The sequence below is a fragment of the Nitrosomonas sp. genome (genome assembly GCA_016703745.1).
Lineage (GTDB): Bacteria > Pseudomonadota > Gammaproteobacteria > Burkholderiales > Nitrosomonadaceae > Nitrosomonas.
In genome coordinates, this window is sequence record JADJBK010000006.1 from 2,478,374 (window position 1) to 2,500,135 (window position 21,762).

The following is a 21,762-nucleotide window of genomic DNA, read 5'->3' on the forward strand; positions in this document are numbered from 1 at the left end:
GATGTCAAATTCGGTTTTTATAAAAACAACACGAAGCTTATACGCTGGTTGGGGTATCTTGCTGCTGTTATTCGGATTAGATGGGATGTACGCATACGCTCAGCCTGTGTTGGGCGTAAAGTTGGCCGTGGGTAGTCGCGCCACATCGCTGCATGCTGCTTCTACTATACATGCTGGAGGTGTATGGCATTCTCTTTACTTGCCGTATAGCCGGATCGGTCCGGTTTATCCGGCCCCGCCCTTTTATCCAGACTGTTTCTTATTCTTCAACTGTGGTGCTATTTTTGCACCTTATCCACCACTGATGGAGCGTAGACAGAAATTACCACCTCCTGCAAAAGTTTATGGAGAGCAGTATCAGCCGGATGTCGCCATGGAAGCTTGGCGTGCCAGTCTACGATCCGCACCGACTCCTTTTCGTACCGACGAGCGCCTCATTCAACCTCAATTCCGCGATCATAGTCTGATTCGCCCGGAATACGAGAAAACTGGCAAGCCATTACTAAATTTGCCGTCGAGGTAATACAAAGATATGCCACAGAATCCGGTCCATCTTCGATTCAGTTATCGACTGTCATACGATCACAAATCATCTGACAGGTAGTTTTTTGCTGAATATTCTTGTGGTTTTCCGAGTTGCTGTAGAGGGGATGTCGTAGTGGACAACCCAATTAAATACTTCCGAGTCGCTTAAAAAGGAATATCGTCTTCCATGTCATCAAATCCGCTGCCGGTTGGAGCGTTGTTTTTGCTGCCGGAATGACTGCTCTGATCACTGTCGTGGTCATTTGGAGCATCCTGATGGCTTGCACCAGAACGGCTGCCAAGCATCTGCATGCGGTCGGCAACAATTTCGGTGGTATAGCGCTCAACGTTGGATTTATCCGTCCATTTACGAGTTTGTAAACGACCTTCAATATAAATCTGCGATCCTTTTTTGAGGTACTCGCCCGCGATTTCGGCTTGTTTGCCAAACATGACGATACGGTGCCATTCGGTACGTTCTTGTTTTTCTCCGGTTTTGTCTTTCCAGGTATCGGTAGTTGCAATATTCAGGTTTGCCATTGCATCTCCGCTGGGCATATAGCGAACTTCCGGATCACGTCCAAGATTTCCAATCAACATGACTTTGTTCAATGAGGCCATTTATATACTCCTTTCCAGTAACTGAATCACTTTATCTTCCTCAAATCCTTTCATATCTACTTTCAGGTAGGCAACTTGTTCATTGGCTAGTACCAGTGCTTCACTAACACCGGGTAATTTCACCAATGCCTCCGAGAGCTGACTGGCCTGGCTGCTATCCATTTCACCAACCGCATACATTTTGGAACGTACCGCTGCTGGCGTCTGCATGGTGATCGCCAGCAACAACCAGATTACCAGCAGCCCGCTGCACAGAGCAGTCAAGGCAAAAGCACCGTAATGCTGAAACAGATAACCGCCAAGACTCGCCCCAACGAATGCGCCAAGAAACTGAGTGCTGCTGTAAATGCCAATGGCCGTACCTTTCGCGCCGACTGGCGCAATTTTGGAGATCAGAGAGGGCAGGCTGGCTTCGAGCAGATTGAATGCTGTAAAAAATACCAGCAGTGCGAAAGCCAGTCCCAATAGTGACTGACTGAACAGCCCCATAAGAATTTGCCCGGATAGTAGTAATGTTACAGCAGAAACAAATACAGGCTTCATCTTCGATTTCTTCTCGGCATAGATGATGGCCGGAAGAATCAGCATGATCGATAACACCAGCACCGGGAAATACACCTGCCAGTGATGATCAGCTGCAAGACCGGCGTTGCGTAATGATAAAGGCACGACTAGCCATAATGCCATCAGTACTGCATGCAGAGCAAAAATGCCATAATTCAACCGCAGGAGTTGCGAATTGTTCAGTACTGTTTTGAAGCGGTTGGACGCGACTTCGGTATCCGAGTGGAAGCGACTGACAATCGGATCAGGCACCACCTGATAAACCACCCAGATGGCGAGTATCGCCAGTAAACCGGTCAGTAGGAAAATTCCCGGTACGCCGATCCAATGATTGAGTATGGGCGCCAATATCAGCGACAAGGCAAATACAACACCAATAGTCATGCCTATCATTGCCATGGCTTTAGTGCGGTGCTCTTCCCGGGTGAGATCCGCAGCAAGCGCCATGACTGCCGCCGAGATGGCTCCTGCCCCTTGCAGAATTCTACCAAAAATGACCCAGTAAATATCAGCGGCGCTGGCTGCGACAAAGCTGCCCAGCGCAAATAGAATCAGCCCAAAATAAATAACCGGTTTGCGCCCAATCCGATCGGATAACCAACCAAAAGGAATTTGCAAAACAGCTTGTGTCAGTCCGTAAGCGCCCAGTGCGATGCCGATCAGAGTAAAACTGGTTCCGCCCGGCATATCTTCCGCATAGAACGAGAATACCGGCAGAATAATAAACAGGCCAAGCATACGCAGCGCATATACGCCAGCAAGCCCGATGGAAGCCCGTAACTCCACCGGCGTCATTTTCTCGGTAATTTCAGGAGAGGTTTTTGATGGAGAAGTCGATGACATTAAGCTGATCAGTGATAGGATATGAATCTAAAATCCGGCCATGATAGCAGGTGTCGACTGGGGCTTCAGATTTTTCTGCTGACAGGGGCTGATTTACATTCACTGCAAAGCTTTAACAAACAGCAGCGCTGCACGCGCTATGATAGATGGCTTTCCGTTCGAATTTAATGATTAAACCGTTTTTTCTGTAAGTTTGACTCTAATCGAAAAAGTGTGCTTGTTTTTTCATATACTGCCGGATTTTTTATGCTGTTGTTTAATCTCTGGCAACACAAAGTGAGAGTTCAAGTGTTTGCCTTACTTAGGGAACCTCTGAATAACTGCCATTTCGAGCATAGCGAGAAATCTATATTGTTGATTGCCAAAGATTCCTCACTACGTTCGGAATGACAAAGGTGAGTTAATCAGAGCCTCCTTAGATAGAAACAAAATTAGAGGCCAAGTGTTGCAAGTGGTGATTTCATCGGCACGGCTCACTACTAGCCTATCGATTTTTTAGAATTTTCCATTTCCCCGCCGCAATCAGCTTATTTTTAAGTCCAGGCAGCGGGAAATCGAGCGCATACGCTTTCTGTGCATAATCATTGGCTTTTTCATAATTTTTCTGTTTGAGATGTAATAGACCTAGATTGTAGAGTGCTGTTGCGTTTTCTGGTTCAAGATTAACAGCAATTTCCAGTTGCTCGATTGCTTCTTTATTGCGTCCCTTCTGTAAGAGATAGCCGCTGTAGATCGAGCGTACCGTGGTATCGGTAGCGTTCATACGCATCGCCCGATCGAAATAGCATTCTACTGGATACCTCAATCCATGAAAGCGTGTCGATTTATCCCGAATAGACAATTTCGCCAGAGAAACCAGTGCGCGATGATGGTTAGGCCAGGCGTGAAGGGTGTAATTCAGATCTCCTGCAATTGTCCCCGTCATGCCACGAATGAGATTTTCCACATCATGGTTAAAGTGATGATTTTCTACTACATCCAGATCTGCTTGTAAGCTATGGCGATTGACATAATCAAAGGGTCCGAAATGTGCTCCTGAAAGCTTGCCACAATAAACGTCGCCGGGACGGGCAGCCATTGCTGAGTTTAATATAACCGGGGTTATACCTATCATGGCGGGTATCAGCAAGTATCCGATTAATTTCTTCATAATCCTCATAGCGGCTCCTGAAAAATTTAGTTGCGGCCTATTTCCCTGATGATGGAATGGCATTCAGCAGTATGGCTAAATCTCCGGTCGTTGATGCCCTGGAATTTGCCGATATTTTGTCCACAGAGGCTACCGGCGCGCGGCCTTTTTGTAATAGTGCCAGAAAATGGCTGAGTGCTTGCTGAATTTCTTTCGTCGAATCCAGTGGCGTAATTGTATCGATGCCCATACTTTTCAGTTTTTGTGCCGTATCACCCACCGGGTCGGTCAACGCCAGTATTGGCCTTTGCGTGCGCAGGTATTCGTACAACTTGGCTGGAATCTGATTATTGCAGTTAGCGGCTTGCAGCAGCAATAGCCCATCTACCGTCAGCATTTCGGATAATGCCTGTTTGTAAGGAATGGGGGGCACCAGGGAAACAATCTGTCCGATTCCAAAACGGTCAATCAGCGACTGCAGATAATCTTCATGGTGGGAAGCGCGCAAGAGAATACTTAGATTATCTGCGCTGATTTCTCTCCGCTTGAGCAAGGCAGCTATGGCCTCGAACAAATACGTGGGGTCGCGTTCAGATGGATAAATAATCCCGCTATGCAATAGCACCAATTTCCCGGAGCCAGCAGAAGCGGATCGTGCTGAGGAAGGTAAGCCCGTAAAGCTGGACTCATCATAACCATTTTCGATTAGCCGAAAACGAGAGGCGGAGACATCTGGAAATCTTGTCTGATAATCCGTAAGTGTGCCAGGGGTGGTAAAAATTGCTGCCGCACAATGTTTCATCGTCTTATTTTCTATCCATTGATAGGCGCGATAAGTGGATGGGTTCCGTGGATAATCAGGTTGCACCATTGGATCCCTGAAATCGGCTACCCAGGGAATGTTTGTAAGGCGGCTTAGGGTTAATCCAATCAGATGAGCGGTTGCTATGGGATAAGTGGACCAAATTATGTCTGGTCGATATTGCCTGATTAGCTTTAATCCTGCCGGAACAGCTCCTAACCACCAGCTTGCCCAGCGATCCGGCAGAGACAGTATGCGTGGGTAACGCCCCTTGATGGATAGGTGCTTGGCAGTGTCCAGCGCAAAAGCATGCTGTACTCGAACTGTATCCGGAATATCTGTCAGCTGGCTTTTATCGATCTGCTGAAAGGCGCGTGGATGAGCACTGAGCACAATCGGTTCCCATCCATGGTCAGGGAGATATTGTGAGAAGCGAAGTGTACGCTGGACCCCGCTGCTACCTCCCAATGGGGGGAAATGATAGGCAATCATGAGAACGCGCTTCACCATGATCGCAACCAGTTTCCAGTTAATTGTGCCACCTGGTCACGCCACTCGCGAGTAGAAAAAGTATGGTTAGCTGTTGCTAGATGGGATAGTTTGACTTGTTTGGTTTTGAATGTATTCTGCCAGTCGACTGAAGTATTGACCAGATCAAGAAACTCACGTGCAGTCACATCCTTGCCGCTAGTAATAATCAGAACTTTACCCTGAAAATTTTGTAAACCGTTAAACATACGCTCTGGCAAAGATAACTGACTACACGAGTAGCCAGGGTTTTTCGATGCGGTTGAGGTGTTGCCAGCACGTGACAGACTGTTGATAAGCGTATAAAGCGAGCGTACCGAAGCAATTGGATTGAATTGTCCACTAATTAGTTTTTTCCAGAATTCAACCTGAAATAGCCGCGCCAGATAGTGGTGACGCAGATACACTTTGGCGATTCCTTCTTCGGTCCGTACCCATGGGTTCAGTAATACCAGTCCACTGATGCGCGTATCCTGATGCGCATAAAACATGGCTGCAGAGGCGGCATCACATAATCCCCAGATCACCACATCCTGCAAGAACGAACATTCCGTAAGGAAAAAATTAACCGCACTGGCAATATCTTCGTCCACAGCTTCAAAGCTGCGTATATCACCTTCACTATCCCCCATGCCACGAAAATCAAAGCGTAGACATGCAATATTCTGTCGTGCCAGCTCACGGGTGAGTAACACAAACTGGCGATGACTGCCTGCACGATACTGCGGGCCCCCAACTGCAACCAGTACGCCGCGTGAGCATGGGATATCTGGCAGGCTCAGAACACCATAAAGCCAGCGTGATCCACAATAAATACGTATCGCCTGTTCATGGTAATTCATGATTTCGAGCGGGGAAAAAGTCTGGTCGTCGCAATAATCAATTCAGGGCATTCACTGATTTCCTGCGTTGACCAGAATGGTGAACCTGGTAGCACAGTTACCTGGGTAATCACCCCTGCTTGTTGCCATGATTGAATCATTGCTTGACTTGCGGGAGGCTGTTCGCGCCCTGCCTGCGCAACAATTTCAAACCAGTGAATTGGTTGATTAGCCACTGCCAGTTGATTGATTTTCAGGTTATCAATAGTGATCGCCAGTGTGGGCGAGAGGGTGTAACCTGCTATTTCAAGAGAATTTCCGGCCCAAAGCTGCTCGCGCAACTGTTTAACATTGGATGTCACGCTGCTATCAGTAGCAATCAGTTCGTTTCCCAATCGCAAGCGTAAAAACTGGGTTAAAAACGAATGTCCATTAAGGACGGGTTGCCATAAAACAAACTGCACAAAATCTTGTGCAGCCTCCTTTGCATAATCCAGTGCTAACAGTGCGCCTAACCGTAACCCCCAGATATGAATTGAAATAAACCCTTGCTGTATCAGCCATTGTCTCGCGCAGGCAATATCCTGTTTCCATATTTCCCAGGCAGCATCGGAGAAATCTCCCTCACTGTCTCCGCAGCCATACAGATCGATTTGCAGTACCCCCAGCCCAGCCGCAGCGAATGCTCGCGACTGCAACGCAGCCATGCGCCTGGATTTATTCATTTCTTCAGCAAAGGGATGAAGATAGAGAATGGCATCACCCCGATAAAATACCTTAGCGGGTGGGTGGTACAAGCAAAAACGCTTTCCCGGAAAAGCATCTAGAAAAAAGGGATCAGCAGGCGGGCTGTCCATTAAACTATACTGATTATCCAGCGAGTTTTTGCTCGACGAATCGTGTCAGGCTGCCCAATGTTTCAAAAGTCTGGGCACTGATTTCGTCATCATCCACTGAAAAATCGTAGTAATCCTCCAATGCAGTAATTATATTGATTACCGCCATCGAATCTAACTCGGGCAGATTGCCGAGCAAGACCGAATCTTCCCCGAGAGTCTGCATTCTGTCGCCCAGACTGAGCACGTCACCCAATATATTCCTGACTTCTTCCAGATGTTGCATGATTACTCCAAAAATAACCTTTTATAGCAAAGCGGCTATTTTAACCCAGCAAGGTATTTATTGCAGACAGGGAATTAAGGGTAAATTATCGGACAGTACTTTGTACTGTCACGATGAATATAGTCAAGCGGGGTCAATCCACTACTTCAAGGTTGACGCGTGCTTTTCCCTGCTTCAAGAAATCGAGCTCTTTTGCAGCTTGACGAGTCAGATCAATGAGATTGCTGTTTTTTGTTGCCATTCTGTCATTTATTTTGACAATTACACTGCGATCATTTTCTAGATTGATCACCTTTACCTTTGTGCCGAAAGGTAATTTTTTGTGAGCGGCGGTTAGTTGATTCTGATCAAAAATTTCACCACTGGCCGTTTTTCTGCCCTGAAATTTATCGCTGTAATAAACAGCTGTACCCGTTTCGGCCAATAGTCCACTGGAAAAGGTGATCAGAAAAAGAATCATTGTGGTCAGACCGATTGCGCCCAAACTTCTCATGTCAGGTTCCTTTTATAAAAAATTAATAAATAGATGCTTGTATTTTCCTTCAGCGACTTAGGCGCTCATCATATTCAGGATTTATACCGAATGCAATCAAATATATGTTGATATGGTCAGAACAGAAAGCGGATAGAGTTTGCTAGCGCAATATCAGTTTAAACTTCTGAGTTTTTAGAGACGTCCTTTGGCGATCCGAATTGTTAAAGGTGCGTATAAGTTGGGTTGTGTATCCATTTTATAAGTGCTGGATAGGGTATCGGACGGCTGAAATAATATCCCTGTTGCAAATGGCAATGATGATCGTGCAGGATTTGCATTTGTTGTTTTGTTTCTACGCCTTCCGCAATGATTGCCAAATTGAGATTTTCTCCTAATCCTATGATTGCTTGTGTGATCATGAGATCATGCGAGTTCTGGCCCAATGCACGAATGAAGGATTTGTCGATTTTTAGGGTATCGATGGGCAGATCCCGCAGCAGGCTGAGCGACGAATAACCCGTGCCAAAGTCATCCAGCGCAATTGCCACACCCAGTTTTTTGATTTTGCCAAGAACCTCCCGGGCGAGTGGAATATTGTTGACGATTGCATCTTCGGTAATTTCCAGAATCAACGAGCTCGCGGGTAATCCAGTCTGCTGCAAAGCATGAGAAACCACCTGCACAAAGCCTCCAAAAAGTAATTGACGCGGATTGACGTTGACCGAGATACAGATCGATCTGTCCAGAGACTGTGACAAGTTGTGGGCAGTAAGACACGCAGCCAATAATACCTTTTCTCCTAGCTGCTCAATGACACCAATTTGTTCCGCGAAAGGTACAAAATCTCCAGGAGTCAAAAATCCACGCTCCGGATGTGACCAGCGAACCAGAGCTTCGATACGCAGTAGGTTCTGTTGCCTGACATCTACAATGGGTTGATAAAAAACTTGTAGCTGGTCATTATCCAGTGCGGTTCGTAATTCCTTCTCAAACGCAAGCCGATCACGCGTCCAGACAACCGATAATTCCGGTGAATAAAAACTGAAATTATCTCCACCGGCGTGTTTGGAATGATACATAGCGGTTGCGGCATGTTTCAATAACGTTTCACTTTCATCGCCATTCTGGGGGTAAAAACTGACTCCTATACTGGCCGTTACAAAAACATCTTGATCGACAACTGAAAACGGTTGCCGGATCACTTCCAGCAACTGCTGCGCCAGTTGCATTGCGACCCCCGTACTGGTTTGCTGACAACTCACGAGTGCTACGAATTCATCACCGCTCCAGCGTGCGAGGTAATTCGAATGATTGGGTATTTCCTGTATTCGCTGCGCTACCTTGCGCAACAATACATCTCCTGCGCGGTGACCAAGCGCATTATTAATTTTTTTGAAATTATCCAGCGCCATGAACAGTATGATAATACCTTCACCACGAGCTTTTGCTGCCAGCTCCAGCTCATCAAACTGGTCCAGCAGCAGCAGTCGGTTTGGTAACCCGGTTAGCAGATCATAGTTTCCCAGATGGGTCACTTTCTGAGTCAGTTCGACGTTATCAGTCATATCGTTGATGGAAACCACAAATCCCATCAGATTGTTTTGTTCGTTGTGTATCGGTTGACGAGTCAGGCGCACCATCCGTTTCTGACCGGTTGCTGTTTCCAGAGAACCCTGTGTGGCCAATTTATCCGGTGAATCAGATATAAAACTGTTGTTACCCAATTCTTCCACGTCAGTTTTGCCTGCGACTTTTAATTTAAGCGCTTGTTGTAAAGATTTTCCCAACAACAATTTTTGTTTGATCCCCAGAATTCTTTCCATACTGCTATTCACCGTAACAATACGGTTATTGATATCCGTAGTAATTACACCATCATTAACCGATTCCAGAGCAGTATCGGCGTATACGTTGACGGCGAATAACGAGCGCATATACTCGTTGAAGCGTTGCCAGTTCCATAGCGGATAAATTGCCAGCATGCCCAGCAAAGCGGGCGCGGGAGGAATCCATATCTGCAGCCAGTCAAGTATCACCCCGACAATAGCAAGGCTACCCGCAAGCATCACCAGCAGTAGCGGTAGTGAGAAGAAACTGCTCAACAGTACGGCTAATATGAGCATGGCCAGCACCCATACGACCGAAATAGAACTGGAAACAGTACGAGATACCGGATATACCATTCGATCATGCCGCAGCATTTCAAAGACGTTTGCATGCCACTCCACGCCGCTCATCGGCTGATGGCTGTCAGATGAAACCGGTGTGGCAAATCTTGATCCCAGCCCGGTCGCCGTTACACCGACAAGAATAATTTTATTCTCAAGTTGCTTGAGAAGAGATGCGTCGTAGAATACCTGTGCGTAAGAAAACTGCTGAAACGTTCCTGGCGGCCCGGCGTAGGGTATCAATGTTTCTTGTGAACGAATCCATCTACCGATATTTTGTAGTGATTTTACGTCCGAATTTGTTGCTGGATGGTTGTCTGCGTGGTGTCTGGCCTTGTGCAGCAAAGCCAGACCCATAGCTGGCCACTGGGGAGTGTTAATCCCGGCATATAAAAAAACCCGTCTTGCCACGCCATCACGATCCAGTTCAATATCCGCATGCCCGAGCGTAGCGCCGGCACGGAAAGCCGTTAGCGGTTCGATAGTGTAGAGTCGCTTTGTCACGGGATCCGACGCCGGCACAACCGGTAAAATCACTGAGCCATGTGTGGCAATAGCGGACGCCAGCAGTTCATCGGCCAACGGATTATGAGATTCCGGCTCAGCAAACAGCACATCCAGCAGCACGATATTGTTACCTGCCTGCGTAAGCCGATTGATCAATTCAGCATGGATTTCACGTGACCATGGCCAGTGACCGAGAGCTTGCAGGCTTTTTTCGTCGATGGTGACAATCACGATTTCATTATCTGGAACAGTTTTTTTGAGAGAAATGAAGGTGTCGTAAACGAACCAATCCAGCCGCTGCAACGCTTCAGAAAAAGACAACAGCCAGACAATTGCCAGCAGTAGCAGCGCACGCCACACCAAAGGTTTGGGGAGCAAGAAGCGATCCACGGGAAATATCACAACAGCACCAGTAGCGGTAGCAGTAAAATTATCAGCCAATAAGGTGTGGCATGCGGAATATCAATGGATTGCGCAGCACCATAAGGCCCTTCAAAACCATCTGTCTCGATTGTTCTGGTTCGTAGAAAATACTTGCCGCCTTGCGGTCGCGGCAGCGTGATGAAGGCATTTGCTGTTTCCTGATCCAGTAATACCTGGCTGAATTCCTTATCACGTGCCAGCTGAACATGAAATTTCTGTCCTTCAGTTGCAGTGCGCCACGAAAAAGTGATACTGGATTTGTCTACTTCCAGTTTTTCCAGAGAGGGCCCTGGAACAGGTACCCGGAATTTCATAGAATCACTGAATGGCCCTGTACCTTCTTCAGCAGCAACAACAGAAGCAATTCGCCAGAAATAGTTGCCTGGGGTCAGATCATTCTGCAACTGCAGGCTGGTTTCCGCCACTTCATCGCTAAATAGTAGTGGTGGCAGAAAATTTGACTCGCGGCTGATTTCAACCAGGTAACGCGATGCGGCTGAGTGTGCTGCCCACTTTAATACGGGTCGCTCGCCAAGCAGGATGGTGTCGGGCTGGGGTGTAATCACAAAAGGAGGTTCTGGTCGGGCGTTGATCGTTACTGCTTTGATCGCATCATATCCTTCAAGGCCGGACTTATCGATTGCACGCACTCGCAACCAGTAGTTTCCGTCTGGGAGATCGCCTTCACGAAAAGGAAGCGTAGTGGTTACGAACTCAGTCAGCATATGCTGAAATTCGCTATCCTTTGCAATTTGTACGCGATAGGCCTGTGCACCGGCAACAGCTCCGACGGGAATAATAAGTGGAAGTCGCTCAAGTAACGCAGGGGTGGTTGACAGATCAGGCGCCGGCAAGAGCCTTACCGGGAGCAAAGGCGGCATCCCCCTTAAAGTGACCGAGCCATACCCCTTGTCAACATTGACGGCCTGTTTTTCTCCGCTCACTTTCAGCGCACCAGTTAATACTTCGCTGGCGGTGGCATTATCCTGCAGGACACCAACCCGGAATTTAGTACCTCTTACCGAGCTGATTGCGGAAGGTGTTTTGATGCTGAAACGTGAGTTTGACCTGGGGTTTTCTGGAACCACACTTTCAACCCGTCCATAGTTGAGTTCGACAGCGGTTTTTATCAGGCCAGCGTTACCGAGAATTTTCAGATTATTCAGACGGATGCTGCTATTTTCCTGAAGTCGTAAACGTGAACCATCGGAAAACTCGATAGTGACAAAGCTGTCTACCTCACTCAGAATTGCATCGCCGACAAAAAGCTGTAAATCGGGTGCTGCCTGCAAAATTTTTTGAGAGTTGCCGCGCTTGACTATTACTTTGCCATGAAGACTGACAATACGCGCGCTGGCAGATTGTCGGGTGGTCCACGCCAGTGGAATACGAATTTTTTTCCCGGGTGGAAGGTGATAAGGATTCTGCACGCCATTGAGTTGTTGCAACTGTTTGACATACTTGAAACTTATCAGGTGCTGTTCAGCGAGATTCCATAGATTGTCACCTGGCCGCACGGTATAAATCCAGTCGTCTGCCAGTAAGCAAGATCCCTGTAGTATCAGGCAAGTAGTCAGAAGCCTCAGGATCATGATCAAACGTCTTCTCATAAACTACCTTTATTCAGTCTCGTGAACCTGATTATCAAGTACCTGAGGCCACCTTTTCTGAATTATATTTAAAGTCGATATCAGCATTACCAGTATTTTTCACTGCATGGTGATGCCGTCGTCATTCAGAGACGATTCTAACCCGAACCAATTTTGAATACTACTAAATAGTTAAGCCATCGTGGTCTTGTCTCCATCAAGCTGATTTAAACAGCGCTTATCAATGCTGGTTATTCTGATGTGCGCAGAGTAAACAATATAGAAAAAAACGGAAGCAGGATGTAATCGAATAACACTATTAATGGGTTGCTGTTTAATCAATCGTTTTGGCAGAAAGGCCACTAATGTTCACCCTGGTGTTGCAGTCCAACGTGGGAGACTGACAGTAATAGCGCTGCCGTTACTTTTCCTTTTGATCTGAATTCTTTTCAACGCAAATCATGAAATTCAAACTGATCGGGTTTTTCTGCTGTGTGCTCTCCACCCTGAGTACAGCAGCAGAGTTAACAGCGTCCAATATAATCGTTGAGGCAATTGAAAATTTTGTTGTGCGGGAAACCCGAAACCTTCCAGGTAATATCATCATTAAATCCAGTGTGCCGAATTCCCACTTGGCCCGCCAGCCTTGTGAGCACATGGAAGCATTTTTGCCTGAGGGTGCAAGTATATGGGGAAGATTCTCGATTGGAGTGCGTTGCCACGGAGCAAATGGCTGGATACTTTATGTGCCGGTTGAGATAGCTGTTATTGCACAAGTTGTTCATACTACGCATACAATTTCTAGCGGCAAACAACTATTGGCACAGGATATGGTAATGAAGGAAGTTGATCTGACCCGCTACTCAAGGGATGTGCTTCTCGATTTCCGGCAAGTAATCGGGAAAATGACGGCCACCTCTGTCGCAGCAGGTCAACCCATCCGCCAGATCCAGTTACGCGCCCCACACGTCATTACACGTGGCCAAAAAGTGCGGTTAATGGCAACAGGGAAAGGTTTTAGCGTCAGTACTGAGGGTAGTGCCCTAACGAATGCTGCAGCAGGTGAATTGGTACAGATACGCAATTCCACAGGACGTGTGATCAGTGGCCTGGCTCATCAGGACGGCTATGTTGAGATCAGGTAGTAAAATTGATCGATAGCCTGCCGATTGATCCTGTCTGCTTCTATCTATTCGGTATTTTGGATCGCTTTATTTCTTTCTGGCAGAAAAGCAGAGATATTCATGGCCGTGCATCTGGTCATGATGTTTCAAACAACTAAAAAATTTTTGATGTTTAATGGGATGGCTCAAAAAAAACCCTGCCGAAAGGGCAGGGTAAAGGCCTCGTCAATAAAAGGAGAACATCAATTACGTGATGTCATCATAATACTTTGCTTTGTTAAGCATAACGTTTGTTAAGCCGGTTTTAATCCCGTTATTCTTATTTTTGCCATAAGCATTTGCATATTTTGTAGAGAAATACTATTGGGCGACGTTCTTGAGTAGTTCGATAATAACGGGGTCTTTAGCCATATCCATTGCGATTTTTCCACTGGTCGTAATAATGGTGGGATCAGCACCCCGTTCGAGTAATAATTGAACGGTTTGTGCGTTCTCATGCAGGGCCGCCCACATTAATGCAGTCACACCATCCTGATTCTGCTGGTTTATGTTGGCACCTTTGGCGAGTAAAAGCTCGATAACCGCGTTATGGCCATTCTGCGCGGCTAGAATCAGTGCGGTGAAGTCGTTAGTCGCCTTGAGATCGGGCAAAGCGCCGTGAGCCAGGAGGGCTTCGACAACATCTGAATAACCTGAAAGTGATGCCAGGAAAAGTGCGGAAGCACCGTTTTCATCCTGCAGGTTAGGTTTTGCCCCGTTGGCTAATAACGCTTTGACAACGTTAAGATGGCCGTTCTGTGCGGCCAGGTGTAACGCCGTAACCTGGTTTTCACTCTTTAAATCAGGTTTGGCCTTGTATTTCAATAATAGGTTTACCATCTTAATGTTACCTTTAACGGCTGCCAGCATTAGCGGTGACAGGCCGTTCTTGTCCTGCAGATCCGGATTGGCCTTGTTTGTGAGTAATATTTCAACGATAGGTAAATGGAGATTCTTAACTGCCAGCAGGAGCGGAGTGCCTTTTTGGATATTAGCAAGATCTACAGATGCCTTGTGTTTCAATAACAGGGTAACGATTTCTTCATGGCCATTCTGGGCGGCAACGGATAGTGCAGAAAATCCATCCGGATTTTGCAGATCAATTTTAATATTTTCATCGATCAGTTTCGTGACTGTGGCCGTATCGCCGGTTAAAGCGGCCTTGAGAAAATCTTGCTCATTATTTGCATATAACGTTGGAATCTGTAATATGAACAATAGGACGAGAGCGGATAAGTAGTGTTTTTTTTGGTGCCCGAGCCGGGCAAGTAATCGTGTTTTCATAAGCTTCGTATTGGGTTGTTTTTTAATTAGCGGATAAAGTAATGTCCGATAGGCTGGTTAGTAGGTTCTTGGTTTAGGAGGGAAAGATTCTACCGTAAGTGGTTTCAGTCTCACCGGTTTATAATCAAGCCGCTGATCCTGACTGAAAAATAATGTGTGTTTTAGCCAGTTACGATCATCCCGCTCAGGATAGTCATCACGTGCATGTGCACCTCGGCTTTCCAGTCTGGCCTGAGCCGAAACCATAGTGGCAATTGCTACTTCGATCAGATTATCCAGTTCCAGCGCTTCTATCCGGGCTGTATTGAATATGCGGCTTTTATCACGGATTTCGGTTTGTCTGACCTGTTGAGCAGTTTCATTGATTTTGCTGACCCCTTGTGTCAATAGATCTGGGAAGCGAAACACACCGCAGTAGTGCTGCATAGTTTTACGCAGCACCGCACCAGTTTTCGCAACAGAAGTGCCATCTTTCTGTGTTTCGAGGCGAGATAGGCGCGACAGGGTGAGTTCGGCGGCATCTTCGGGTAACAGTTGATGGTGATGACTGTTTTTGAGGTCCTCAATAATCTGCTCACCTGCCGCACGACCGAATACAACGATATCCAGCAGGGAGTTGGTGCCCAGGCGGTTAGCACCGTGTACAGATACGCAGGCGCATTCGCCGACCGCATACAAACCAGTCACTACTTCTTCTGGTCCGGTTTTGTAAGGGGCAACAACCTGGCCATGAAAATTGGTAGGTATGCCACCCATCATGTAGTGCGCAGTTGGAACCACCGGTATGGGCTGATCGATTGGATCGACGTGTGCGAATTTCAGGGCAATGTCGCGGATACCTGGTAGCTTGGATTTGATCATTTCTGCACCAAGGTGATCGAGTTTCAATAACAGATGATCATGATTCGGTCCACAGCCACGGCCTTGCAGAATTTCGGTCGTTAGTGCACGTGATACCACATCGCGGCTGGCAAGATCCTTTGCATTTGGCGCATACCGCTCCATGAAGCGCTCGCCTGCATTGTTGAGTAGATAACCTCCTTCACCGCGTACTGCCTCGCTGATGAGCACGCCTGCGCCATAAACGCCGGTTGGGTGAAATTGCCAGAATTCCATATCTTCCAGCGGTATGCCGGCACGGGCTACCATACCCAACCCATCACCAGTATTGATAAAAGCGTTAGTACTGGCTTCAAAAATCTGGCCTGCACCACCTGTGGCCAGTAGGGTTGCACGTGCCTGCAGCAGCATGGTTTCACCGGTTTCCATCTCCAGCGCAGTAACTCCCAGGACATCCCCTTGTTGATTGCGCACTAAATCCAGTCCCAGCCACTCGACGAAAAACTGGGTATTGGCGCTGACATTACGCTGATAAAGGGTGTGCAGCATGGCATGTCCGGTCCGGTCTGCCACCGCGCAGGAACGAGTAGCCTGGGCGCCGCCAAAATGCTGGGATTGTCCACCAAATGGCCGCTGGTAAATTTTGCCGTTTTTCAGTCGATCGAACGGCATGCCAAAGTGCTCGAGCTCGTAGACAATTTCCGGCGCCTTGCGGCACATGTATTCGATGGCATCCTGGTCGCCAAGGTAATCGGAGCCTTTAACCGTGTCGTACATATGCCAGTGCCAGTTGTCCTCGCTGACATTACCGAGCGATGCGGCAATTCCGCCCTGTGCAGCCACCGTATGCGAGCGTGTGGGGAATACTTTGGATAACACTGCTACCTTGAGACCCGCTTCGGACAGCTGTAAGGCAGCGCGCATGCCAGCACCTCCGGCACCGACAATTACAACATCAAATTTTCTTGTATTTATTGCCACGCTAGCCCCACAGAATGTATACAAACCAAGCAAAATAGAATAAGAGTGCAGTAATCACTATGATCTGGATTGTTAAGCGAACAGCCATTGGATGAATGTAATCCATTAACACATTGCGCACACCTACCCACGCATGCCAGCATAATGCGAGAAAAAACAGCAAAGATGCTATTTGCATCCACTGGTTGTTGAATAACGATCTGATTTCACCGTAATCGATGGGGTGGCGCGAAATTACAAATATGGCAATAAATGCGGTATAAAGTACCATCAACACTGCAGTTACACGTTGTGTCAACCAGTCGCGCAAGCCAAAATGTGCTCCAGTCACCACTCGGTTTGATCGCCTTACCATAACCATACTCCGACCAATGCTGTTAAAATAATGCCCGAGAATAGCGCTAGCTTACTACTGAAGCGCGCTTGTGGCAGGGATAAGCCCAAATGCAGGTCAAGAGCAAGATGACGAACCCCTGCGCATAGATGGTGTAGATAGAACCAGGCTGCCAGTAACAGTAATAATTTGGCTATTGGGTGCTCAAGATTGAACAGTAAATGAGCGAAGCCTTCTGGGGAGTACAATGCCGTTTGCAACGCATACAGTATCAGTGGTATCCCGGGAAAGAATAGCAGTATCCCGCTGATGCGGTGCAGAATGGAGACAATGGCGGGCAGTGGCTGCCTGATGCGCAGCAGATCAAGATATTTCGGCCCCTTTTTTTTTGGAAAATGCGCTTCCATAAAAGTCATCCCGAGTTGTTTAGGAACGGTAACTGCGCCGGTGCTTTATTATTTGACTGGTATTTTAGTCCAATTCTCTCACATCGGCTCATCAACTTTGTCTGGAGTGGTCTGCCCGTGAGCTTTTTGTACAACGTGAACCCAATAATTTTATTTTGTTAAAACCTATCCTTACATGACCAAATACGTTTTTGTGACAGGTGGAGTTGTTTCATCTCTTGGTAAAGGTATTGCTGCGGCTTCGTTGGCGGCATTGCTGGAAACCCGTGGAATTAAAGTGACCATGCTCAAGCTCGATCCCTACATCAACGTTGATCCGGGTACCATGAATCCATTCCAGCATGGAGAGGTTTTTGTTACGGAGGATGGCGCAGAGACGGATCTTGATCTGGGACATTACGAGCGGTTTATCAGTACCAAGATGACGCGTCGCAATAATTTTACGACCGGACAGATTTATGAAAGTGTTATCCGTAAAGAGCGCAGGGGAGAGTATTTAGGCGGAACGGTTCAGGTTATTCCGCATATTACCGATGAGATTAAACTGTTTATTCGTAATGGGGTAGGGGATGCGCAGGTTGCAATCGTAGAAATCGGCGGAACAGTCGGCGATATTGAATCCCTGCCTTTTCTGGAAGCTATTCGGCAAATGTCGGTACAGTTGCCGCGCGAGGACACCTGCTTCATTCACCTGACGTTATTACCCTATATTGCCTCGGCGGGGGAACTTAAAACCAAACCGACACAGCATTCCGTCAAGGAGCTCCGCGAAATTGGCATACAGCCGGATGTGTTGCTTTGTCGCTCGGACCGTTCACTGCCTCTGGAAGAGCGTCGCAAAATCGCATTATTTACCAATGTACGTGAGGAAGCAGTCATCAGTGCGGTCGATGTCGACAGTATTTATAAGATTCCTGCTTTGCTGCACGAGCAAATGCTGGATGAAATTGTCTGCCACAAACTGAACATACTGGCAAAAGCGGCAAAATTATCCGCCTGGAAGAAACTGGTGGAGGCGCTGGAGCATCCTGAGCATAGGGTATCGGTTGCTCTGGTGGGGAAATATGTTGATTTAACCGAATCTTACAAATCGCTGACTGAAGCGTTGATTCATGCGGGTATTCATACTCGCTGCCGGATAGACATTCATTATGTTGATTCAGAAGATATCGAACAGCAGGGAGCGGACTGCCTCAAGGACAAGCACGCGATTCTGGTACCAGGTGGGTTTGGCAAGCGTGGGGTCGAAGGAAAAATTATGGCGATCAATTATGCCCGCATGCACCAGGTGCCTTATCTGGGGATATGTCTGGGGATGCAGCTGGCGGTCATAGAGTTTGCACGCAACCAGCTGCGGTTAAAAAAAGCGCATAGCACCGAGTTTGATCCTGATACCCCCTATCCGGTGTTGGGGCTTATTACTGAATGGCGTGATCGTCATGGTCAAATTGAAAAACGTTCTGCCAAAACTGAACTCGGAGGCACCATGCGTCTTGGTGGACAGGAGTGTTTGCTAAAAGAGGGGTCTCTAGCGAGTAAAATTTATAGTGCTGACAAAATTATTGAACGGCATCGCCATCGTTATGAGGTAAACGCCAAATATATTCCGAAGCTGGAAGAAGCGGGTATGTTAATCAGTGGGTTATCCGGTGAAGGAGATTTGTGTGAAATGATTGAATTGCCACAATCCGTGCATCCCTGGTTTGTGGCCTGCCAATTTCACCCGGAATTTACCTCAACGCCCCGTAATGGTCATCCATTGTTTAATCACTACATTAAGGCGGCAATTAAATTTGCCGCTAAATCTGAGTCAAAGAAATCTCAAAATATTGATGTGTTGGCGAGCTGATTGGCGAGCCATCAGATTTTTTAAAAAATAACGACCCATTTAATTTAATTAGATAATACAAATGAATAACACAAGGAAAGTCGCATGAGTGCAATCGTAGATGTCATCGCCCGTGAAATTATGGATTCCCGTGGCAATCCAACCATAGAAGCCGATGTATTGCTGGAGTCGGGCGTTCTGGGTCGTGCATCGGTACCGTCCGGCGCCTCCGTGGGCACGCGGGAAGCGGTTGAGTTGCGTGATGAGGATGCAGATCGTTTTAACGGGAAAGGGGTGTTGAAAGCGGTAGAACATGTCAATACTGAGATTGCTGAAGCGATTATGGGACTGGATGCTGCCGAACAGTGTTTTATCGATCAAACCCTGATTTCGCTGGATGGGAGTGATAACAAATCCAGGCTTGGCGCGAATGCTATTCTGGCTGTATCCCTTGCGGTGGCCAAAGCTTCGGCGGAAGAATCCGGTCTGCCGCTTTATCGGTATCTGGGTGGCGTTAATGCCAAGTGGTTGCCCGTACCAATGATGAATCTGATTAATGGCGGCGCGCATGCCAATAACAGCCTTGATATTCAGGAATTTATGGTCATCCCGCTAGGAATGCCGAGTTTTCGTGAAGCAGTGCGCTGTGGCGCAGAAATTTTCAACAAGATCAAATTACTGCTCCATAAAAGAAACATGGCGACCACAGTTGGAGATGAAGGGGGATTTGCGCCAAATTTTGCCCGTAATGAGGAAGCGCTTGCGCTAATTGTCCAGGCGATCGATGAAGCGGGCTATCTGCCGGGTTCCGATGTGGCCATCGGAGTAGACTGCGCCAGCTCCGAGTTTTATCGCGACGGCAGGTATCATCTTTCCTCGGAAGGACTGCAGCTCACTTCGGCTCAGTTTGTCGATTATCTGGCAGGTTGGGTGGACAAGTACCCGATCATCAGTATCGAAGATGGCATGAGTGAACAGGACTGGGATGGCTGGAAACTGTTGACTGAAAGCCTGGGTAAAAATGTGCAATTGGTGGGTGATGATATTTTTGTGACCAACACAAAAATTTTAAAAGAGGGAATTAAGCAAAATATTGCTAATTCTATTCTGATCAAAGTCAACCAGATTGGTACATTGACTGAAACGCTGGATGCCATCGAAGCGGCGAAATGTGCTGGATATACTGCGATAGTTTCGCATCGATCGGGAGAAACAGAGGATACCACTATTGCTGATATTGCTGTTGCCACCAATGCCCTGCAGATCAAAACGGGTTCTTTGTCCCGATCTGACAGACTGGCAAAATACAACCAGCTGATTCGAATTGAAGAAGACCTGGGTGAATTGGCCCGTTATGCCGGACGCTCGGCCTTTTATCAGTTAAAGTTGTAGAAATGTAATGAAAGCTTTGGCTGTCGTACTGATTGCTCTGATTGTGCTAGCTCAATATCCGTTGTGGTATGGCAAGGGCGGCTGGCTGGAAATAATGCAGATGAAGCAGGAGGTAATTGCCCTGCAGGAAAGCAATCAGCTCTTGCTGCAAGAAAATACTATCCTGGAAGCTGAGGTTGATAATCTAAAGGTGGGGTTGGATGCTATCGAGGAACTCGCCCGCAGTGAATTGGGCATGATTCGTCAAAATGAATTATTTTTCCGCGTGCTGGCGCAGGAGCTAAGATAATAGGCGTATGGCTGCAAGGCAATTGTTGCAATGTTATATGTGGATTGCGATTATGGACAAACAATGATATTGAAATGGATAGCTTTGATTGTACTAGGAGTGTTGATTTACTGGTTTGTTAAACAGGTGCGACAAACTAATCAGCAAGATAATAATCACCGTACCGCAATTGAAGACATGGTCTGTTGCGCCCATTGCGGGGTACATCTGCCAAAAAGTGAGAGTATCGCCAGTCAGGGAAAGTATTTTTGTAATACAAGTCATTTCCAGCAATATCGGGATGTTATAAAAGGCGTTGATGAGTAAGTCTTTTGGTGATGAATAATCCCATTGGTCAACGGCATCTCTAAAGAATCTGCACCTCGTCTTATTTACCCCTCAAAAAATTTTTAGAGACGGGTGCCCGTCAAATGAGCTGGGCAGAAATAATATCAAACGAATTTTTCTGCTGTTTTATGAGTAGTCGTCGAGATTGGTTACAAGGTGATGAGCCGTGGTTCATTTGCTTTGGTTATCAATTGCTACGCGTGTTGGGTTTTTTCCTTTCAATGCTGCGATCTTGATTTTCACCGTGGTGACAACTTATTCAAGTATCGTCAACCTCCATCAGTTTGTGTAGTTGATAAATCCATTTCGCTGCCCTATGGCAGGGTAGACTTGTGCCACATGTTCAATTGTGCGAAATGCCACATTAACAAGCCTGCCCGATCATTAAGATATTCTTGGTGTTGATGCCAGGGTCGTTCATCTTGACGAGATGCTGTTGAATTTGCATTGGATTGCCCATAGTTAGTGGTTGGCTTCTATTGAAGAGGGCTGGAGCTAATATCTTTTTCACATTCCTGATCAAATTTTTTTTGATAAAAAAGAGAGGCGCGCTAAATAGGGTTACTTTGTCGGAAATTTTTACACTTTGAAAGGCCAATTAAATGTGCATTATTTAACATCCTGAAAAATAGTGTATAAAATTAATGGCATGAATTGTGCTGTATATAGAATATAAGATCATTATAAAGACGAATAAACCTGGTTTGTGACCGGTGTTATCGCTTCACCCCAGCATGTTACAAATTTTTTCTTTAACGAGTTATCCAGGCGAAATCTGTAGGTTCCGGCAGGTATTGATC

The 21,762-nt window shown here is 46.9% G+C and carries 20 protein-coding genes; 6 read left to right on the forward strand and 14 right to left on the reverse strand.

Annotated elements, in window-relative coordinates:
• Window position 1: 1 nt before the first annotated feature.
• Complete coding sequence (locus IPG31_13030) at window positions 2-523, forward strand: hypothetical protein (protein ID MBK6619224.1); 522 nt, start codon at window positions 2-4, stop codon at window positions 521-523.
• A gap of 167 nt (window positions 524-690) precedes the next feature.
• On the opposite strand, the gene ssb is transcribed toward IPG31_13030, so the two are convergent.
• The 10 genes from ssb to IPG31_13080 all read right to left on the reverse strand — a co-directional run bounded on the left by ssb (window position 691) and on the right by IPG31_13080 (window position 12,120).
• The gene (ssb, locus tag IPG31_13035) at window positions 691-1,146 is read right to left on the reverse strand and encodes a single-stranded DNA-binding protein (GenBank protein ID MBK6619225.1); all 456 of its coding nucleotides are present in this window, start codon (window positions 1,144-1,146) and stop codon (window positions 691-693) included.
• Window positions 1,147-2,505, reverse strand: coding sequence for an MFS transporter (locus IPG31_13040; GenBank protein MBK6619226.1), 1,359 nt, complete (start codon window positions 2,503-2,505; stop codon window positions 1,147-1,149).
• Between the two features lie 532 nt (window positions 2,506-3,037).
• On the reverse strand, window positions 3,038-3,703 hold the full coding sequence (locus IPG31_13045; protein MBK6619227.1) for a tetratricopeptide repeat protein: 666 nt from the start codon (window positions 3,701-3,703) through the stop codon (window positions 3,038-3,040).
• Window positions 3,704-3,740: 37 nt separating this feature from the next.
• Window positions 3,741-4,976: a glycosyltransferase gene (locus IPG31_13050; GenBank protein ID MBK6619228.1), complete on the reverse strand. Its 1,236-nt coding sequence runs from the start codon at window positions 4,974-4,976 to the stop codon at window positions 3,741-3,743.
• Between the two features lie 11 nt (window positions 4,977-4,987).
• On the reverse strand, window positions 4,988-5,854 hold the full coding sequence (locus IPG31_13055) for a hydrolase 1, exosortase A system-associated (protein MBK6619229.1): 867 nt from the start codon (window positions 5,852-5,854) through the stop codon (window positions 4,988-4,990).
• Complete coding sequence (locus IPG31_13060) at window positions 5,851-6,690, reverse strand: hydrolase 2, exosortase A system-associated (GenBank protein ID MBK6619230.1); 840 nt, start codon at window positions 6,688-6,690, stop codon at window positions 5,851-5,853. The genes IPG31_13055 and IPG31_13060 overlap by 4 nt, the downstream gene beginning before the upstream one ends.
• A 13-nt stretch (window positions 6,691-6,703) precedes the next feature.
• Window positions 6,704-6,955, reverse strand: coding sequence for an acyl carrier protein (locus IPG31_13065; GenBank protein ID MBK6619231.1), 252 nt, complete (start codon window positions 6,953-6,955; stop codon window positions 6,704-6,706).
• Window positions 6,956-7,088: 133 nt separating this feature from the next.
• A complete protein-coding gene (locus IPG31_13070; protein MBK6619232.1) occupies window positions 7,089-7,448 on the reverse strand; it encodes a septal ring lytic transglycosylase RlpA family protein in 360 nt (119 codons plus the stop codon).
• A 203-nt stretch (window positions 7,449-7,651) separates the two neighbouring features.
• A complete protein-coding gene (locus IPG31_13075) occupies window positions 7,652-10,546 on the reverse strand; it encodes an EAL domain-containing protein (GenBank protein ID MBK6619233.1) in 2,895 nt (964 codons plus the stop codon).
• On the reverse strand, window positions 10,504-12,120 hold the full coding sequence (locus IPG31_13080) for a FecR domain-containing protein (protein ID MBK6619234.1): 1,617 nt from the start codon (window positions 12,118-12,120) through the stop codon (window positions 10,504-10,506). The genes IPG31_13075 and IPG31_13080 overlap by 43 nt, the downstream gene beginning before the upstream one ends.
• Window positions 12,121-12,578: 458 nt before the next feature.
• On the opposite strand from IPG31_13080, the gene flgA reads away from it, so the two are divergent.
• A complete protein-coding gene (gene flgA, locus IPG31_13085) occupies window positions 12,579-13,262 on the forward strand; it encodes a flagellar basal body P-ring formation protein FlgA (GenBank protein MBK6619235.1) in 684 nt (227 codons plus the stop codon).
• Between the two features lie 339 nt (window positions 13,263-13,601).
• Here the strand turns inward: flgA and IPG31_13090 are convergent, their stop codons facing one another.
• The 4 genes from IPG31_13090 to sdhC are packed head-to-tail and all read right to left on the reverse strand — an operon-like array spanning window position 13,602 to window position 17,126.
• Entirely contained in the window at window positions 13,602-14,564 is a 963-nt protein-coding gene (locus IPG31_13090) for an ankyrin repeat domain-containing protein (GenBank protein MBK6619236.1), read from the reverse strand.
• A 57-nt stretch (window positions 14,565-14,621) separates the two neighbouring features.
• Window positions 14,622-16,385, reverse strand: coding sequence for a succinate dehydrogenase flavoprotein subunit (gene sdhA, locus IPG31_13095; protein MBK6619237.1), 1,764 nt, complete (start codon window positions 16,383-16,385; stop codon window positions 14,622-14,624).
• A gap of 1 nt (window position 16,386) precedes the next feature.
• Window positions 16,387-16,740, reverse strand: coding sequence for a succinate dehydrogenase, hydrophobic membrane anchor protein (gene sdhD / locus IPG31_13100; GenBank protein MBK6619238.1), 354 nt, complete (start codon window positions 16,738-16,740; stop codon window positions 16,387-16,389).
• Window positions 16,734-17,126 carry a succinate dehydrogenase, cytochrome b556 subunit gene (gene sdhC, locus IPG31_13105; GenBank protein ID MBK6619239.1) on the reverse strand — a complete coding sequence of 131 codons (393 nt, stop codon included), beginning with the start codon at window positions 17,124-17,126 and terminating at the stop codon, window positions 16,734-16,736. Before sdhC ends, sdhD begins: the two co-directional genes overlap by 7 nt.
• Before the next feature lie 175 nt (window positions 17,127-17,301).
• On the opposite strand from sdhC, the gene IPG31_13110 reads away from it, so the two are divergent.
• From IPG31_13110 to IPG31_13125, 4 genes are all read left to right on the forward strand, one after another.
• Window positions 17,302-18,975 (forward strand): CTP synthase, encoded by a 1,674-nt coding sequence (locus IPG31_13110; protein ID MBK6619240.1) that lies wholly within the window; start codon window positions 17,302-17,304, stop codon window positions 18,973-18,975.
• 84 nt (window positions 18,976-19,059) lie between these two features.
• Window positions 19,060-20,346 carry a phosphopyruvate hydratase gene (gene eno, locus IPG31_13115; protein MBK6619241.1) on the forward strand — a complete coding sequence of 429 codons (1,287 nt, stop codon included), beginning with the start codon at window positions 19,060-19,062 and terminating at the stop codon, window positions 20,344-20,346.
• Between the two features lie 7 nt (window positions 20,347-20,353).
• Window positions 20,354-20,635, forward strand: coding sequence for a cell division protein FtsB (gene ftsB, locus IPG31_13120; protein MBK6619242.1), 282 nt, complete (start codon window positions 20,354-20,356; stop codon window positions 20,633-20,635).
• A gap of 63 nt (window positions 20,636-20,698) precedes the next feature.
• Window positions 20,699-20,941: a hypothetical protein gene (locus IPG31_13125; GenBank protein MBK6619243.1), complete on the forward strand. Its 243-nt coding sequence runs from the start codon at window positions 20,699-20,701 to the stop codon at window positions 20,939-20,941.
• Window positions 20,942-21,762 lie beyond the last annotated feature (821 nt).

Bases quoted from the DNA above. Each gene is read 5' to 3' on its own strand.
- IPG31_13045 (MBK6619227.1), bottom strand. From the start codon at position 3,703: ATGAAGAAATTAATCGGATACTTGCTGATACCCGCCATGATAGGTATA.
- IPG31_13125 (MBK6619243.1), top strand. From the start codon at position 20,699: ATGATATTGAAATGGATAGCTTTGATTGTACTAGGAGTGTTGATTTAC.
- eno (MBK6619241.1), top strand. From the start codon at position 19,060: ATGAGTGCAATCGTAGATGTCATCGCCCGTGAAATTATGGATTCCCGT.
- IPG31_13040 (MBK6619226.1), bottom strand. From the start codon at position 2,505: ATGACGCCGGTGGAGTTACGGGCTTCCATCGGGCTTGCTGGCGTATAT.
- sdhC (MBK6619239.1), bottom strand. From the start codon at position 17,126: ATGGAAGCGCATTTTCCAAAAAAAAAGGGGCCGAAATATCTTGATCTG.
- IPG31_13110 (MBK6619240.1), top strand. From the start codon at position 17,302: ATGACCAAATACGTTTTTGTGACAGGTGGAGTTGTTTCATCTCTTGGT.
- IPG31_13060 (MBK6619230.1), bottom strand. From the start codon at position 6,690: ATGGACAGCCCGCCTGCTGATCCCTTTTTTCTAGATGCTTTTCCGGGA.
- IPG31_13070 (MBK6619232.1), bottom strand. From the start codon at position 7,448: ATGAGAAGTTTGGGCGCAATCGGTCTGACCACAATGATTCTTTTTCTG.
- IPG31_13030 (MBK6619224.1), top strand. From the start codon at position 2: ATGTCAAATTCGGTTTTTATAAAAACAACACGAAGCTTATACGCTGGT.
- IPG31_13050 (MBK6619228.1), bottom strand. From the start codon at position 4,976: ATGATTGCCTATCATTTCCCCCCATTGGGAGGTAGCAGCGGGGTCCAG.
- ssb (MBK6619225.1), bottom strand. From the start codon at position 1,146: ATGGCCTCATTGAACAAAGTCATGTTGATTGGAAATCTTGGACGTGAT.
- sdhD (MBK6619238.1), bottom strand. From the start codon at position 16,740: ATGGTAAGGCGATCAAACCGAGTGGTGACTGGAGCACATTTTGGCTTG.
- IPG31_13055 (MBK6619229.1), bottom strand. From the start codon at position 5,854: ATGAATTACCATGAACAGGCGATACGTATTTATTGTGGATCACGCTGG.
- flgA (MBK6619235.1), top strand. From the start codon at position 12,579: ATGAAATTCAAACTGATCGGGTTTTTCTGCTGTGTGCTCTCCACCCTG.
- ftsB (MBK6619242.1), top strand. From the start codon at position 20,354: ATGAAAGCTTTGGCTGTCGTACTGATTGCTCTGATTGTGCTAGCTCAA.
- IPG31_13090 (MBK6619236.1), bottom strand. From the start codon at position 14,564: ATGAAAACACGATTACTTGCCCGGCTCGGGCACCAAAAAAAACACTAC.
- IPG31_13080 (MBK6619234.1), bottom strand. From the start codon at position 12,120: ATGATCCTGAGGCTTCTGACTACTTGCCTGATACTACAGGGATCTTGC.
- IPG31_13065 (MBK6619231.1), bottom strand. From the start codon at position 6,955: ATGCAACATCTGGAAGAAGTCAGGAATATATTGGGTGACGTGCTCAGT.